The sequence below is a fragment of the Komagataeibacter sp. FNDCR2 genome, from assembly GCF_021295395.1.
GTDB lineage: Bacteria > Pseudomonadota > Alphaproteobacteria > Acetobacterales > Acetobacteraceae > Komagataeibacter.
Genome location: NZ_JAIWOU010000001.1, coordinates 1,487,501 through 1,502,827, shown reverse-complemented (window position 1 = coordinate 1,502,827; position 15,327 = coordinate 1,487,501). Strand labels below are relative to the sequence as shown.

The window sequence follows — 15,327 nt, the reverse complement described above, 5'->3', positions numbered from 1 at the left end:
ACGATTCTCAAACCTTGCTCTGCTCCCTGCCGTCAGGCCGGGGGTGGACGCCGCACGACCATATCCCCCGGAAGGAATTCGATCATGCCCGCAATCTCCATTTCCGACAGGACACGCAGGACTGCTGCTGTGGAGAACTGGCAGCGCCGTACAAGATCGTCAACAGGCGATGGCGTGAAAGATAGAAATCCCTCCACTCTTTTACAAATGTCTTCCTCCCCCTCCGGGGGTGGGGCGGGGGGTGATGCCGGGCTGGTTTGCGGGCGGGGGGCGGGCTGTCGCCCATGGGGCGCGGGGGATGCGCGCGGGGGTTGGGCGTGAAGGGGAAACAGGTCTGTTTCCTCAATATATTCAGGAAGTTCGCGTAGAATATCGCGCTCGTTTTCCGTCAGTATCGCGCCCTGCCGCAGCAGGTCGTTGCTGCCCCGGCAGCGCGGATCGAGCGGGGAGCCGGGAACGGCGAATACCGTCCGGTCGTATTCCAGCGCCATGCGCGCGGTAATCAGGCTGCCCGAGCGCGGCGCGGCCTCGATCACCACGCAGCCCAGCCCCAATCCGGCGATAAGCCGGTTGCGACGCGGGAAATGCCGGGCCTGCGGCACCGTGCCCAGCGGCGCTTCGGTCACAACTGCGCCAGTGCGGGCAATCTGGTCCTGAAGTGCGCCATGTTCGGGCGGATAGGGGCAGTCCAGCCCGCCCGCGATGGCGGCCACGGTGCGGCCCGCGGTCATCGCGCCGCGATGGGCGGCGGCGTCGATCCCGCGCGCAAGGCCCGATATGGTGTCCACGCCCTGTGCCGCCAGCAGGGCGGCCAGGCTTTCCGCCATGCGGATGCCGCCCGATGACGCATTGCGCCCCCCCACGATGCCCACCATCCGACTCGCCAGCAGCGCCGGGTCGCCCAGGACAGCCAGCACCGGCGGCGCATCGTGCAGACGGGCCAGCAGCGCGGGATAGCCCGCATGGCCATGAACCAGCAGGTGCGCGCCCATGGCATGCAGGCGTTCATATTCCCGCACGGCGTCATCACGCGGGCAGGGTGGCCCCACGTTCCGGCTCATGCGCGTCGCCCCGCGTTCAAGCATGTCCAGCGCGGACTGGGCGCTGCCATGGGTCTGGATCAGCCGGCGGTAGCTGACCGGGCCGATGCCGTCCGTCCGCGCCAGCCGCAGGCAGGCCAGAAGCGTTTCGGCATCGGGGATGGTCATGCGTTCTTGCGGCCGATCCGGGGTTCCGTGCCCCTGAGCAGGCGGCTGATATTGGCATGGTGGCGCAGCACGATCACCGCCGCGATCAGCGCGCCCGCCAGGTAGGCGGGGGATGAAAACGCAACGCCTCCCGGCCGGATCATGAGCAGCGGCAGCATCGCGAAGGCCAGGATCGCGCCAGCAGAGGAAATGCGCGTGACCTTGGCGAAGATCAGCCACAGCGCGCAGCAGCACAGCCCCACAACGGGCATGAGGGCAAGCAGGCTGCCCAGCCCCGTGGCGACCCCCTTGCCGCCCCTGAACTTTAGCCACACGGGAAAGCAGTGCCCCAGCACGACACACAGCGCGGCAAGCGATTCGGCGGCCAGCGTATGGAACGGGCACAGTACGAAGGCGCAGAAAACGGCGAACGCCCCCTTGGTGCCATCCAGCGCCAGCGTGCCCGCCGCCAGCCCCTTGCGCCCGGTGCGCAGCACATTGGTCGCGCCGATATTGCCCGACCCGATCTTGCGGATGTCCCCGTTGCCCGACAGCGCGGTCAGCACCAGCCCGAAGGGCACGCTGCCAATCAGGTAGGACAGGAACGCGACCCCCCCCATAAGCGGCAGGTCGTAGGTAGGGATGCCATAGATCATGCGGCGCGCGCCCCATGCACGCGGCGGCCGTTCTTCCACGTGCCGATCACGCGGCCTTCCAGCGCACGCCCGTCGAACGGGGTGTTCTGGGCCTTGCCGGGCAGTTCGCCCGCGCGCACGATCCAGCCGGTATCGGGGTGGAACAGGCACAGATCGGCGGGCCGGCCCGCCGCCAGCGTGCCCGCGTCACTGCCCAGCACGCGGGCCGGGCGGTGGGTCAGCAGGCCGATGGCGTCGCTCATGCCCAGATTGCCCGCATGCACCTGCGCCAGCGTGACCGCGAGCAGGGTGCACAGGCCGGTGCCACCGGCGGCCGCCACGGCAAAAGGCTGGCGCTTGTCATCCGCGTCGCACGGCATGTGGTCGGACGCTATGGCGTCGATGGTCCCGTCCGCCAGCGCGGCGCATACCGCCCTGCGGTCCGCTTCGGCACGCAGCGGCGGGGACAGCTTGGCGTAGGTGCGGAAATCACCGATCACGGTTTCGTTCAGGTCGAAATAGGGCGGGGCCGTGTCGCACGTCACCTTCAGGCCATCGGCCCGGGCGGTGCGGATCAGGTCCAGCCCTTCGGCGGTGGAGACATGGCCGAAATGCAGCCGTCCCCCCGTCATGCGCGCAAGGCGGAGATCCCGCGCGATCAGGATGGCCTCGGCGGCGGGGGGAATGCCGGGCAGGCCGAGGCGCGTCGCCAGTTCGCCATCGGTCGCGCATCCGCCGCGTGCGAGTGACGGGTCTTCGGGGTGCTGGACGATCAGCGCGCCGAAGCCTTTGGCATAGGTCAGCATCTGGCGCATCATGCGGCTGTCGGCAATCGCGTGCGGCCCGTCGGTGAAGGCGATGGCCCCCGCTTCCGCCAGCAGGCCGATCTCCGCCATTTCCACGCCCGCGCAGTCGCGGGTCAGCGCGCCATAGGGCAGGATGTCGATCATGCCCGTCTCCTCGCCACGCGTGCGCAGCAGGCGGGCAAGGGCCGGGTTGTCGATGGTCGGGCTGGTGTTGGGCAGCACCGCGATGGTGGTGATGCCCCCGGCGACCGCGGCACGCGCGGCGGAGGCCACGGTCTCGCGATATTCAAAGCCGGGCTCGCCAATCGTGACCCGCATGTCCACCAGGCCGGGGCACAGGATTAGCTGGTTCTGCCCGTCAATGGTTTCAGCGCCTTCGGGCCTGCCTTCGGCGCCCGGCAGGTCGGTGCCCGCGATCACGCCATCGCGCACCAGCAGGCGACCGGCGCGGTCGAGCCCGCTGGCGGGGTCGATCAGGCGGACATTTTCAAATACGACCGGCTTCATGCCCCATCCCCCCCGCGGGAGAGGAGGTCCAGCACGGCCATGCGCACCGCAACCCCCATTTCCACCTGCTCACGGATTACGCTTTGGTCGGAATCGGCCACGCGGCTGTCAATTTCCACGCCCCGGTTCATCGGGCCGGGATGCATGACCAGCGCATGCGGCCGCGCCAGCGCCAGGCGCCTGCTGTCCAGCCCGTAGAAGCGGAAGTATTCGCGCGCGCTGGGTACCTGCGTGCCCTTCATCCGTTCGCGCTGCACGCGCAGCATCATGACCACATCCACGCCCCGCAGCCCGTCCTCCATCGTGTGGTGGACACTGACCCCCAGCGCCCCGATCGCGCCGGGCACCAGCGTGGGCGGTCCCACCACGCGCACCTGACAGCCCATGGCGGTCAGCAGGTGGATGTTGGAGCGCGCGACGCGGCTGTGACTGACATCGCCGCAGATGGCGATGGTCAGCCCCTCGAACGCGCCGAAATGGCGGCGGATGGTCAGCGCGTCGAGCAGCGCCTGCGTGGGGTGTTCGTGCGTGCCGTCACCGGCGTTGACCACGCTGGCCTGCACTTTCTGCGCCAGCAGCGCGGGCGCGCCGGACTGCGCGTGGCGCACCACCAGCAGGTCGGTGTGCATGGCGTTCAGCGTCGCTGCCGTGTCGAGCAGCGTCTCCCCCTTGTTGACCGAGGAACTGGCCACGGTCATGTTCACCACATCCGCCCCCAGCCGCTTGCCCGCCAGTTCGAAGGAGGTACGCGTGCGCGTGCTGTCCTCGAAGAACAGGTTGATGAGCGTGCGGCCGCGCAGCAGGTCGCGCGGTGTTTTGCGCGAGCGGTTGAGCAGGGTGTAGTTTTCCGCAAGGTCGAGAATGGGCGTGATGCGGCTGGGATGCATGCCCTGCACCCCCAGCAGGTGCCGCGCCGGGCGGTTCAGGAACATGTTGCCGCCATGGCCGCTGCGCTCACTCATGGGCGGCGACCGCGTTGATGCGGGCCACGACCTCATCCCGGCCAAGGGCGGCCAGCGTATCGTCGATGCCGGGGGACATGGTGCTGCCGGTCACGGCCGCGCGCAGCGGCTGCGCCACCTTGCCCAGTTTCATGTCATGCGTTTGGGCGAACTGGCGCAGGGCGGCGTCGATTCCCTCCTGCGCGAAGGGTTCGACCGCCTTCAGCGTTTCGGCCAGCCGGCCCAGCATCACGCGGTTTTCCGGCGTAAGCTGCTTTTCGGCCTTGGCATCGAAGGGAAGCGGGACCGCGCGGCCCAGGAACGCGGCGTTATCGGTCAGTTCCACCAGCGTCTTGGCGCGTTCCTTCAGTCCGGGCATGAGGGCCAGGACACGGCTGCGGGTCAGTTCGCCCGTATCCACGCCGTCCATGCCCGCCAGCCGCTCCATCACGTCGCCGGTCAGGCGCGCATCATCGGCCTGCCGCATCCATACGCCGTTGATGTGCAGCAGCTTGGCGTAATCCATGCGTGAGGGCGAGCGGCCCACGCCATCGAGGTCGAACAGCCTGATCTGTTCCTCACGCGACAGGATTTCGGCATCGCCATGGCCCCAGCCCAGGCGGAGCAGGTAGTTGTTCAGGGCCTCGGGCAGGTAGCCCATCTCCCGGAACTCGACGACGGACTGCGCCCCGTGCCGCTTGGACAGCTTGGCCCCGTCCGGCCCGTGGATCAGGGGCAGATGGGCGAAGTGCGGCAGTTCCCACCCCATGGCGCGGTAGATCATGGCCTGGCGGAAGGTATTGGTCAGGTGGTCATCGCCACGGATGACGTGGGTGATGTCCATGTCATGGTCATCCACCACCACGGCGAGCTGATAGACCGGCGTGCCGTCCGCGCGCAGGATGATCATGTCATCCAGTTCCGCGTTGGCCACGCGCACGTCGCCCTGCACCAGGTCGTGAATGACGGTCTCGCCTTCACGCGGGGCCTTGATGCGGATGGTGTAGGGGGTATTGGCGGGCGCTTCGGACGGGTCGCGGTCGCGCCACATGCCGTTGTAGCGCGGGGGGCGGCCCTCGGCCATCGCGGTCTCGCGCATTTCCTTCAGCTCATCCGCCGTGCAGTAGCAGCGATAGGCCAGCCCCTGTTCCAGCAGGGCGTGTGCCACCTCGGTATGGCGGGCCTGCCGGGTGGACTGGAAGACCGGCTTCTCATCGGCTTCGATTCCCATCCAGGCCAGGCCGTCGAACAGCACGTCCACCGCTTTCTGCGTTGAGCGTTCGCGGTCGGTATCCTCGATCCGGAGCAGGAACTGCCCGCCGTGGTGGCGGGCATAGAGAAAATTGAAAAGGGCGGCACGGGCGTTGCCGATATGCAGCAGGCCGGTGGGGCTGGGAGCAAAACGCGTACGGACAGTCATGAGCCGGCTCCTTAGCATGTTTTCGGCCTGCTGACAGGGGCTTCTCTGGCGTGCGCGCCCGCATGGCCGGTAAGATGTGCATTCCGGTCACGCATGGATATGGCGGGGCGGGCATATGAATCGGGCATGTGAATTACGGGGGTTCTTCTGCCGCGCCAGCATATTGCAGGGTTCTGGATACGCCTTGGGTCACGCCTCGGGGCGGGGTTGCGGCGGATGCGTGTCGCGACCGCCATGTGGCTGTGGGGGCAGCATGATGGCCTTGTCCTGTGGCTGCCCGTGCTGCTGGCGGGGGGAATCGTGCTGTATTTCGCCCTGCGGTGGGAGCCGGGGGGCGTGTGGGCGCTGGCGGCGGGCATGGCTGTCGTGGCCTGTCTGTCCGCGCGCCTGATCTGGCCCGCGCGCCTGCCGGTGCGCGTGGGGTGTGGCGTGCTGGGCGCGGTTGCCGCGGGCTGTCTGCTGGCATGGGCGCAGGCCCACAGGCAACCACCTTTTCCCGACCTGCCACGCCGCGCCGTGCATCTGTCCGCCCGTGTGGTGGGGGTGGAGCGCGCGGTCGGACATGATGGCGCGCTGGCATGGCGACTCCTTCTGGCCGATGCCCGATTCCTTGATGGCATCAATACGGGCATGCCGCCGCTCCGGCGCAGGCTGCTGCTGCGCCTGCGCCCCGATGACCCGGCCCGGCCGGTGGCGGGTGATGGCGTGTCCGTTTACGCTCTGCTCACACCGCCTGCCTTTCCCGCCCTGCCGGGTGGTTACGATGCCCAGCGCCGGGCGTGGTTCGACGGGCTTGCCGGGTATGGCCGCGCGCTTGGCCCGGTTACATGCCTGCATGTGCATGGCCCTTCGGGAATGGAAAGTGCCGTCGCCCGCCTGCGGCAGGTCATGGCGGCGCGAATCCGGGCGGCCCTGCCGGGCATGCGGGGGGCTGTCGCCGCCACGGTGCTGGTAGGCGCGGAGGGTGCGATTGACCCGGAGGTAAGGGACACCTTCGCCGATGCCGGGCTTGCCCACCTGCTGGCGGTGGCGGGGCTGCACCTGGCCATCGTGATGGGGCTGGTCATGGGGGTGGTACGGGCGGGGCTGGCCCTGTCGGAACGGATGGCGCTGTTCTGGCCATGCCGCCAGATCGCGGCTGTCTGCGCCCTGCTGGCGGGGGGTGGTTACGTTGTTATGACCGGCGGGCATCTTCCCGCCCTGCGCAGCCTGTTCATGGCGGGGCTTGCGGTCATGGCCCTGCTGGCGGGCAGGCGCGCCATGTCCATGCGCGCGCTCGCGCTGGCGGTGACGCTCCTGCTGTGCCTTGACCCAGAAAATGTGGCCGAACTGTCGCTACAGATGTCGGTGGCCGCCGTGATGGCGCTGATCGCGGGTTTCGACTCCCTTCGTTCCCGCCTGTCCGCATGGCGATACGAGGTCGCGTTATGGCGACGGGTCGCAGTACGCCTCGCCCACCCGTTTCTGGCCAGCGTGCTGGCGGGTGGCGCGTGCGTTCCGGTGGGGATGGCGCATTTCGGTACCGTGCAGCCATGGTTCGTGATGGCGAACCTGCTGGCCGTGCCCCTCATGTCCATATGGATCATGCCGTGGGGTCTGGTTTCGGTCCTGCTTATGCCCGTGGGGCTGGAAAAGCTGGCGCTGGTGCCCATGGGGTGGGGGATTGGCGTGGTGGCGTGGCTGGCGCGCATGGTGGCCAGCCTGCCCATGGCGCGGGTGGGGGTGGCGGCCATGGGCAATGGCGCGCTTGTGCTGTTTTTTGCCGGTCTGTGCTGGTTGTGCCTGTGGCGTGGGCGGGTGCGGCTGGTGGGTGCCATGCCGATCGTGCTTGCGGTCATGTCGCCGCTGGTGGCGGCGCGGCCGGTGCTTGTCATCGCGCCGGAGGGGCGTGTGGCCGCAGTGGTGGCGGACCATGCCCTTCTGACCGGCCCCGGCGCGCGCCCGGACCCGTTCACGTTGCGTGAATGGCGGCGGGTGACCGGCCTGCCCACAGGGCTGTTGCCGGTGGAGGGACAGGCGGGTGCGTTAGCCTGCCATGGGGGGATCTGCCGTATCGGGGAGCCGGGGGGCGATATTATCCTGATTGTATCCGCCTCCATCCCGCCACCGGGGCGGGCGGTATGCAACGGGGGCCGGTTGCTGGTGGATCTCGCGGCCCGGCGGGGATGCCCCGGCATGCCGCTGATCGGGCGTTTCGATACGTGGCGTAACGGCGCCTATGCCATTTACCGGCAGGGCCGCGATGGTGTGTACATCCGCTCTGACCGGCATGTCCGTGGCGTGCGGCCATGGGTCATGCGGCCCGGTGGGGCGGGCGTGCCCGACCTGCCCATGGCGCAGGCGGAATAGTCCAGCCACTTTATCAACGAGTTATTTAAAAATAATGTCTCAGGGTGCGGCAGTGCCCGGCCCCGTGGCGCGCAGGTCTTCCTTCAGGCGGTACTGGCAGGGATCAAAGGCGGGGCAGCGCCAGCATTCGGGCTTGCGGGCCTTGCACACATACCGTCCATGCAGGATCAGCCAGTGATGGGCGGGGCGCAGCATGTCAGCCGGGATGCGGCGCAGGAGTTGGTCCTCCACCGCGCGCGGCGTCGTGCCCGGCGCCAGACCCGTACGGTTGCCGATACGGAAAATATGGGTGTCCACCGCCATGGTGCTGTCCCCGAATGCGACGTTCATCACCACATTCGCCGTCTTGCGCCCGACACCGGGCAGGGATTCCAGCGCCGCGCGGTCAAACGGCACCTTGCCATCGAAACGCTCCAGCAGTTGCCGCGACAGGGCGACCACATTACGCGCCTTGGTCCGCCACAGCCCGATGGTGCGGATATGGGCCCCCACCTTTTCTTCCCCCAGTTCCACCATGGTGCGTGGGGTCGGGGCGTCATGGAACAGTGCGACCGTCGCTTTGTTGACCGAGGCATCGGTCGCCTGCGCGGACAGGACCACCGCCACCAGCAGGGTGTAGTCATCCACGAAATTGAGTTCGCTTCGCGCATCGGGATTGGCCGCGGCCAGTTGGGTGATGAAGGCCCGCACTTCCGCCAGCGTCATGTTGCGGCGTGCGGGTCTGGTGCGGCGGGTTGGTGTTTTCATTGGCTGCTCGCTGGTGTGGTCGCATGGCATTGTGGGGCTTTTGGGGGATTCATGTAAATCGCCCACCCCGGGCGACCGGGGCCGTGCCCTTGCGTATGGGCCATGCGGGGGCTAGTCCTTCCGGCCCTTCTTGCGGTGTGGTTTCCCGGTTCTCCGGCATCAGGACATGGTGGTAATGGCCTTTTTCCCTTCGCGCCCGGTAGCGGGGCGACATGAATTTTCCGATGTGCTGGGCTTTGTATGGCGCAGGTGGCGGGCGCAGCCGGTCTGTCTGGCATGGACGCTGGCGGGGATCACCATTGCCACCGTGGCCGATGTCATGATGCCCCTGCTGGCGGGCTGGCTGGTCGATGGCGTATCTCGCCCCGCGCAGGGGGCGGCGCTGCATCACGTGCTGTGGGACGTGGCGGGCCTGACCGGGCTGGGCGTGGGCGGGATCGCGGCCCGTCGCATGGCGTATGTGTCCATTTCCCATCTGACCTCGCGCGTTATGTACGGCATCGTGACGGAGGCGTTCGCCCGTGTGCAGCGTTTTTCCAGCGAATGGCACGCCAGCAATTTCGCCGGCTCCACCGTAAGGCGGATCACGCGCGGGCTGGGTGCGATCGACACACTGGGCGATACGCTTTTGCTCATGCTCGCGCCGGAGGTGATCGTCCTGTGCGTCACGACCGGCGTGCTGGCGTTCCACTGGGCGCTGATGGGGCTGGTGCTCGCGGTGGGGTCCGTGGCGCTGATCGCGCTGTCGGTCAGGCTGACGCTGGGCTATGTCGCCCCGTCTGCCCAACTGGCCAATCGGTGGGACACGCGCATGGGGGCTACCCTGTCCGATGCGGTGACATGCAACGCGGTGGTCAAGGCCCATGGCGCGGAAGCGCGCGAGGAGGCCCGGCTGGCATGGGTCGCGAACCGCTGGCGCGGGCGCATGCTGCGGTCGTGGCTGCGCGGCACGGATAGCGCCAACCTGCAGAATCTGGCCGCCCTGATCATGCGCATGGTACTGATCGCGGGGGTTGCGCTGCTATGGGCCAGGGGCCGCGCGGGAGCGGGGGATGTCGCTTACGTGCTGACCATGATGTTCGTGATCCAGGGCTACCTGCGCGATATTGGCCAGCAGATCTCGGTCGTGCAGCGCTCGGTCAACGAGATGGGTGAGCTTGTCGCCCTGTTCCACATGCAGCCCGATGTGGCCGATGCACCGGGCGCTGGCGTGCTTGCGGTCACGGCGGGGCATATCCGTTTCCAGCATGTGGATTTTGGCTATGCCCGCCAGAACGGGCATCTGCTGTTCGATAATCTGAACCTTGATATCGCCCCCGGCAGCAGGATCGCGCTGGTCGGGCCGTCCGGCTCGGGCAAGACCACGCTGACACGGCTGCTGCAGCGGCTTTATGATGTGGGAAGCGGCCAGATCACCATTGACGGGATCGATATCAGCACCGTCACGCAGGCGAGCCTGCGCGGGCAGATTGCCATCGTGCCGCAGGAACCCGTCCTGTTCCATCGTTCGGTGGCGGAAAACATCGCCTATGGCCGCCCCGGCGCCACGGCCGCCGAAATCGCCCATGCGGCGCGGCAGGCCAACGCGGCGGATTTCATCGACCGCCTGCCACGCGGTTACGCCACCATGGTGGGGGAGCGTGGCGTCAAGCTGTCGGGCGGGGAAAGGCAGCGTATCGTCATCGCCCGCGCTTTCCTGAGCCGGGCGCGCATCGTCATCATGGATGAGGCGACATCAAGCCTCGATTCCCATTCCGAAATGCTGGTGCAGCAGGCGATGGAGCGCCTCATGGCCGGGCGGACGGTCCTGGTGATCGCGCACCGGCTTTCCACGGTCATGGGCCTGGACCGCATTATCGTCTTCCGCCACGGGCGGGTATGGGAAGATGGCACCCACGCCGAACTCATGGCCCGGCGGGAGGGGATCTACCGCGAACTGTTCGAGATCCAGTCCCGCTAGCGCCCTCCATCAGCCGGGCAGCATGGCCCCCAGCGCCTTGCCACCGAACAGGTGGACATGGAAATGCGGCACTTCCTGCCCGGCTTCCTCACCTACGTTGGAGAGCAGCCGGTAGCCGCGCGGCTCCAGCCCCAGCGTGCGGCTTACCGTACCGATCGCCCGCGTGAAGCCCACGATTTCGGCCTCGGATGCGGTGTGGCTGAAATCGGCGAAGGAGACATAGGCCCCTTTGGGTATGACCAGCACATGCACGGGGGCCTTGGGCGCGATGTCGTGGAAGGCGAGGGCGTATTCATCCTCGTACACCTTCTTGCACGGCAGTTCGCCGCGCAGGATGCGGGCAAAGATATTCTGCGGGTCGTAGGGACCGATGCCGCTTACGGCCATGGGCTTTCTCCTGTTACAGGTTGGAAATCAGGCCAGCGGATCGCGCGGGCGCGCCGCCTTTTCGGCCACGCCGCTGGTGCCTTCGCGGCGCTGGAGTTCGGCCCAGACATCGGCGGCCGTCACACCGGCATCCACCCACATCACGATCAGGTGGTAGAGTACGTCGGCACTTTCGCTGACCAGTTCCTCGCGGTTGCCCGCCACGGCCTCGATCAGGCATTCGACGGCTTCCTCCCCGAATTTCTGGGCGATCTTGCGCCGCCCGCGGGCCAGCAGCCGGGCGGAATGGCTGATGGACGGATCCGTGCCCCGGCGTGACTCCACAACTGCGAACAGACGGTCCAGCACATCGGGGGTGGCCGGGCCCACGGCTTCCGGCTTCACGGTAGCGGCGGCGGACTTGGCCGGGGCGTTCTTGCGGGATTTGTCTGGCTTGGCCATGGCAATGCTCCGATAGGCAGAAAAAGGGAAATCAGACCGTCTGGCGGACCGGCAGACCGGCTTTATCCAGCGTCTGCTTGACCTGGGGAATGGTGAACTGGCCGAAATGGAACACGCTGGCCGCCAGCAGGCCGGTGGCGCCCGCGCGCGCGCCTTCGACAAAATGCGCCAGTTCGCCCACGCCCCCGGACGCCACGATGGGAATGCGCACGCGCGCATTGGCCGCGCGCAGCAGGTCAAGGTCGAAGCCCTTGCCCGTGCCGTCACGGTCCATGCTGGTCAGCAGGATTTCACCCGCGCCACGTTCGGCCACTTCCCCGCACCAGTCGATCACGTTGCGGCCGGTGGGCGTGCGGCCGCCATGGGTATAGACCTCCCATGAGCCATGGCCATCGCTGCGCGCGTCGATGGCGACCACCACGCACTGGCTGCCGAATTTCCGTGCCGCCTCGCTCACCAGTTCGGGGCGGGAGACGGCGGCGGAATTCATGGCGCATTTATCGGCGCCCGCCAGCAGCAGGCGGCGCATGTCATCGGTGGTGCGCACGCCGCCGCCCACCGTAAGCGGCAGGAAAATCCGCTCCGCCGTGCGGCTGACGACATCAAGGATGGTGTCGCGGTTTTCATTGCTGGCCGTAATGTCCAGGAACGTCAGCTCATCCGCCCCCGCCGCGTCATAAACGGCGGCCTGCTCCACCGGGTCGCCCGCATCGCGCAGGGAGACGAAGTTGACGCCCTTGACCACACGGCCGTTCTTGACATCAAGGCAGGGGATGACGCGCAGCTTCAGCATCAGGCCAGAACCCGCAGGGCTTCGCTCAGGTCGATCCGCCCGTCATACAGCGCGCGGCCCACGATCACGCCCTCGATGCCCGGTGCGCGCGCCGTGGCGGCGCGCAGGGCTTCCAGATGCGACAGGGAGCCAACCCCGCCACTGGCGATGACCGGAATGGACAGCGCATTGGCCATGTCGGCGGTCTGTTCGATGTCGATTCCGGTCAGCATGCCGTCACGGCTGATCTCGGTAAAGATGACGGCGGCGACCCCTGCGTCCTGCATGCGCAGGCCCAGCTCCACCGCCTTCATTTCCGATGTTTCGGCCCAGCCCTCGGTCGCGACCTGGCCGCTGCGGGCGTCGATGCCCGCCACGATGCGGTCGGGAAACAGGCGGCAGGCCTCGCGCACCAGTTCGGGGTTCTTGACCGCCACGCTGCCCAGGATGACACGGCTGATCCCGACATTGAGCCATTTGCCGATACTGTCCAGATCACGCAGGCCACCGCCCAGCTGCACCGGGACCGAGGCATTGGCGATAATGGCCTCGATGGCTTCGGTATTGGCCGAACGCCCGGCGAAAGCGCCGTTCAGGTCCACCACATGCAGCCATGTGCAGCCGGCACGGATCCATGCCAGCGCCTGTGCGCCCGGATCATCGGAATAGACGGTGGCGTTGTCCATCTCGCCCCGGCGCAGGCGCACGCATGTGCCGTCCTTGAGGTCGATGGCGGGATAGAGGGTCAGGCTGTGTCCGGTCACGGGGGCATGTCCTGCTGCAGGAATGGGGGTTGAGGCATCCTGCGGGTGGGCGGGTACGATCCGCTCGTCATCCTGCAGGCGTTTGGTGAAGAACAGGCCACGGACGGTCCGCCCGTCCGTGCGGGCATAGCTGGGGTGGGTGCCCCAGTGGTGGAATCCGCAGTTGCGGAACAGGCGGACGGCCTCGGTCTGGGTCTCGCGTACATCAAGGTTGATGATCTGGTAGCCCATGCTGCGCGCGCAGTTTTCAACCTCGGCCAGCAACTGGCGGCCCAGCCCCAGCCGCCGCGCATAGGGCGCGATATAGAAATGCATGAGCGTGGCGCTCATGGCCTGCGCCTCGTTATTGCGCGGCGGGCGGACAAGCTGGGCGGAGCCCACGATCATGCCGTCCAGCCGGGCCACGAACATCTGCCGCTCGGGCACCAGCAGCACGCCACGGAAGTAGCGTTCCAGCGTCTCACGCGGGGGCGGGGCCAACCAGCCGAATCCACCGCCCTCCAGAATCGCGGCGTTCGTCGCGTCGCACAGGGCGTGCAGGTCATCCTCGTCCATGCGCTGAAGCCGCTCGGCATGGATGGTTCCGGCGGGGGACATGTTCCGCCGTGTCATGGCGTGGTGTCCGGCGCGGGGGTCCAGCGCAGGAAGTTGGACAGGATGCGCAGGCCCACCTTCTGGCTTTTTTCCACATGGAACTGCGTGCCCGCCCGGTTGCCGCGCGCCACGATGGCCGGAACCTGCCCGCCATAATCGGTCATGGCCACCATGTCGGCCGGATCGTACTGCGCCAGGGCGAAGGAATGGACGAAATAGCCATGGGCGTCCGCATCCAGCCCTTCGGTCAGGGGGTGCGCGCCGGGTGTGAATTCAAGCTGGTTCCACCCCATCTGCGGCAGGCGCAGGTCGGGTGCGTCCATAAGCCGTATTTCCCCCGCGATCCAGCCGAAGCCGGGGGTCACGCCATGTTCGCGCCCGCGTTCGGCCATAAGCTGCATGCCCACGCAGATACCAAGGAAGGGCACCCCGTTATCGGTCGCATCCACGATCGCGTCACGCAGGCCCGGCTTGGCATCGAGACCGGATGCGCAGTCGGCAAAGGCGCCCTGTCCCGGCAGGACGATCCGGTCGGCCCGCCGCACGGCCTGCGGGTCCGCGGTGATGGTGACATCGGCGTCGAGGCCGCCATCGTGCGCCGCGCGCGCCAGCGCACGCGCGGCGGACGCAAGGTTGCCGCCATTATAGTCGATCACCACTATGGACTGGGTGCGGGTATGCGCGGGCATGGGATGTCTCATGTCAGGGGGGAAACGGGATGGGCCGGGTCATGGTCCATCCAGCGCAGCAGGGCGGCCCGGGGGCTGGTGGCGTAAACGCCGCGCGTGGGCCGGTAGCCCCGCAGCCGCAGTTCCCACTGCCGCAGGCCGGGCATGCACAGGGCCAGAAGCAGGTGGAACCCGGCCAGCAGCGGCAGGAGCACGGCAACGGGCGCGAACGCCCCGATCAGGATGCTTGCCCCGCCCGCCACCAGCGCGCTGACCGGGCAGCCGCGCAGCCCAAGCCCGACCCAGCCGCACAGCAGCACCAGCCACGACATGCGCTCCGCCACCATGACCGGCCATGACGCCGGCCCCGTGGCGCGCCCAGGTGGCAGCAGGGCGGTATAGAATGTCACAGGCTGCCCTTGGTGGACGGGATGATGCCGCCCGCGCGGGGGTCCGCCTCGCTTGCCGTGCGCAGGGCGCGGGCCAGCGCCTTGAACGCGGCCTCGGCGATATGGTGGCAGTTATGGCCCGCGCGCTGAATCACATGCAGGGTGACAAGGGCGCTCATGGCGAAGGCGCGAAAAAATTCCTCGAACAGTTCCGTGTCCATTTCCCCGATCCTGTCCCGCCCGAAGGTGACGGACCACGCAAGGAAGGGACGCCCCGAAATGTCGATCACGGCTTCGCACAGCGCCTCATCCAGCGGGACCGTGGCGCTGCCATAGCGGCGGATGCCACGCTTGTCGCCAATCGCCTGCGCAAAGGCCTTGCCCAGCGCGATGCCCGTATCCTCTACCGTATGGTGGTAGTCGATATGCAGATCCCCCCGGGCAGTCACATCCAGGTCACACATGCTGTGGCGGCCAAGGGCTGTCAGCATATGGTCGAAAAAGCCGATCCCGGTATCGATGCGGGTCTGGCCCGTGCCGTCCAGGTTGATGGTCACGGTAATGTCGGTCTCGCTGGTGGCGCGGTGGACCGTGGCTGTGCGTGGGGTATTCATGCTCCCTCTTCTATAGAAGGGCGCGGCCGGAATCCATACCGATCCCGTGCGCGCAAAGCGTGCGCGTGCGGCGGGGGATATTGGCATTGCCGGGCAGTTGCTGCATGGTGTCGCGTCAATTGCTCCCGCCGTCAGGTCCAGGACTG

Annotated in this window: 15 protein-coding genes; 2 read left to right on the top strand and 13 right to left on the bottom strand. The window is 67.5% G+C overall.

Annotated features, from left to right (window positions below):
- Positions 1 to 32: 32 nt before the first annotated feature.
- Genes dprA through gltX form a run of 5 tightly spaced genes read right to left on the bottom strand, consistent with a single transcriptional unit; the run spans position 33 to position 5,496 of the window.
- Positions 33 to 1,208, bottom strand: coding sequence for a DNA-processing protein DprA (gene dprA / locus LDL28_RS07150; RefSeq protein ID WP_233057931.1), 1,176 nt, complete (start codon positions 1,206 to 1,208; stop codon positions 33 to 35).
- The gene (gene plsY, locus LDL28_RS07145; protein ID WP_233057930.1) at positions 1,205 to 1,843 is read right to left on the bottom strand and encodes a glycerol-3-phosphate 1-O-acyltransferase PlsY; all 639 of its coding nucleotides are present in this window, start codon (positions 1,841 to 1,843) and stop codon (positions 1,205 to 1,207) included. The genes dprA and plsY overlap by 4 nt, the downstream gene beginning before the upstream one ends.
- Positions 1,840 to 3,135 carry a dihydroorotase family protein gene (locus tag LDL28_RS07140; protein ID WP_233057929.1) on the bottom strand — a complete coding sequence of 432 codons (1,296 nt, stop codon included), beginning with the start codon at positions 3,133 to 3,135 and terminating at the stop codon, positions 1,840 to 1,842. The genes plsY and LDL28_RS07140 overlap by 4 nt, the downstream gene beginning before the upstream one ends.
- A complete protein-coding gene (locus tag LDL28_RS07135) occupies positions 3,132 to 4,097 on the bottom strand; it encodes an aspartate carbamoyltransferase catalytic subunit (RefSeq protein WP_233057928.1) in 966 nt (321 codons plus the stop codon). Before LDL28_RS07135 ends, LDL28_RS07140 begins: the two co-directional genes overlap by 4 nt.
- Positions 4,090 to 5,496 (bottom strand): glutamate--tRNA ligase, encoded by a 1,407-nt coding sequence (gltX, locus tag LDL28_RS07130; protein WP_233057927.1) that lies wholly within the window; start codon positions 5,494 to 5,496, stop codon positions 4,090 to 4,092. Before gltX ends, LDL28_RS07135 begins: the two co-directional genes overlap by 8 nt.
- A 216-nt stretch (positions 5,497 to 5,712) precedes the next feature.
- Here gltX and LDL28_RS07125 point away from each other — a divergent pair, with 216 nt between their 5' ends.
- Positions 5,713 to 7,845 (top strand): ComEC/Rec2 family competence protein, encoded by a 2,133-nt coding sequence (locus LDL28_RS07125; protein WP_233057926.1) that lies wholly within the window; start codon positions 5,713 to 5,715, stop codon positions 7,843 to 7,845.
- Positions 7,846 to 7,884: 39 nt separating this feature from the next.
- Here the strand turns inward: LDL28_RS07125 and nth are convergent, their stop codons facing one another.
- Positions 7,885 to 8,592, bottom strand: a complete 708-nt coding sequence (gene nth / locus LDL28_RS07120) for an endonuclease III (RefSeq protein WP_233057925.1) — start codon at positions 8,590 to 8,592, stop codon at positions 7,885 to 7,887.
- A gap of 175 nt (positions 8,593 to 8,767) precedes the next feature.
- Between nth and LDL28_RS07115 the strand changes: the two genes are divergently transcribed.
- Complete coding sequence (locus LDL28_RS07115; protein ID WP_233057924.1) at positions 8,768 to 10,552, top strand: ABC transporter ATP-binding protein; 1,785 nt, start codon at positions 8,768 to 8,770, stop codon at positions 10,550 to 10,552.
- A 9-nt stretch (positions 10,553 to 10,561) separates the two neighbouring features.
- Here the strand turns inward: LDL28_RS07115 and LDL28_RS07110 are convergent, their stop codons facing one another.
- From LDL28_RS07110 to hisB, 7 genes are read right to left on the bottom strand one after another with little or no spacing between them, the layout of a single operon-like run.
- Positions 10,562 to 10,939 carry a histidine triad nucleotide-binding protein gene (locus LDL28_RS07110; protein ID WP_233057923.1) on the bottom strand — a complete coding sequence of 126 codons (378 nt, stop codon included), beginning with the start codon at positions 10,937 to 10,939 and terminating at the stop codon, positions 10,562 to 10,564.
- A 27-nt stretch (positions 10,940 to 10,966) separates the two neighbouring features.
- A complete protein-coding gene (locus LDL28_RS07105; protein WP_233057922.1) occupies positions 10,967 to 11,380 on the bottom strand; it encodes a phosphoribosyl-ATP diphosphatase in 414 nt (137 codons plus the stop codon).
- 31 nt (positions 11,381 to 11,411) lie between these two features.
- On the bottom strand, positions 11,412 to 12,173 hold the full coding sequence (hisF, locus tag LDL28_RS07100; RefSeq protein ID WP_233057921.1) for an imidazole glycerol phosphate synthase subunit HisF: 762 nt from the start codon (positions 12,171 to 12,173) through the stop codon (positions 11,412 to 11,414).
- Positions 12,173 to 13,528, bottom strand: coding sequence for a 1-(5-phosphoribosyl)-5-[(5-phosphoribosylamino)methylideneamino]imidazole-4-carboxamide isomerase (hisA, locus tag LDL28_RS07095; RefSeq protein ID WP_233057920.1), 1,356 nt, complete (start codon positions 13,526 to 13,528; stop codon positions 12,173 to 12,175). The genes hisF and hisA overlap by 1 nt, the downstream gene beginning before the upstream one ends.
- Positions 13,525 to 14,199 (bottom strand): imidazole glycerol phosphate synthase subunit HisH, encoded by a 675-nt coding sequence (gene hisH, locus LDL28_RS07090; protein WP_233057919.1) that lies wholly within the window; start codon positions 14,197 to 14,199, stop codon positions 13,525 to 13,527. The genes hisA and hisH overlap by 4 nt, the downstream gene beginning before the upstream one ends.
- Before the next feature lie 8 nt (positions 14,200 to 14,207).
- Positions 14,208 to 14,588 (bottom strand): hypothetical protein, encoded by a 381-nt coding sequence (locus LDL28_RS07085; protein WP_233057918.1) that lies wholly within the window; start codon positions 14,586 to 14,588, stop codon positions 14,208 to 14,210.
- Positions 14,585 to 15,181 (bottom strand): imidazoleglycerol-phosphate dehydratase HisB, encoded by a 597-nt coding sequence (gene hisB, locus LDL28_RS07080; protein WP_183480874.1) that lies wholly within the window; start codon positions 15,179 to 15,181, stop codon positions 14,585 to 14,587. Before hisB ends, LDL28_RS07085 begins: the two co-directional genes overlap by 4 nt.
- Between the last annotated feature and the right edge of the window lie 146 nt (positions 15,182 to 15,327).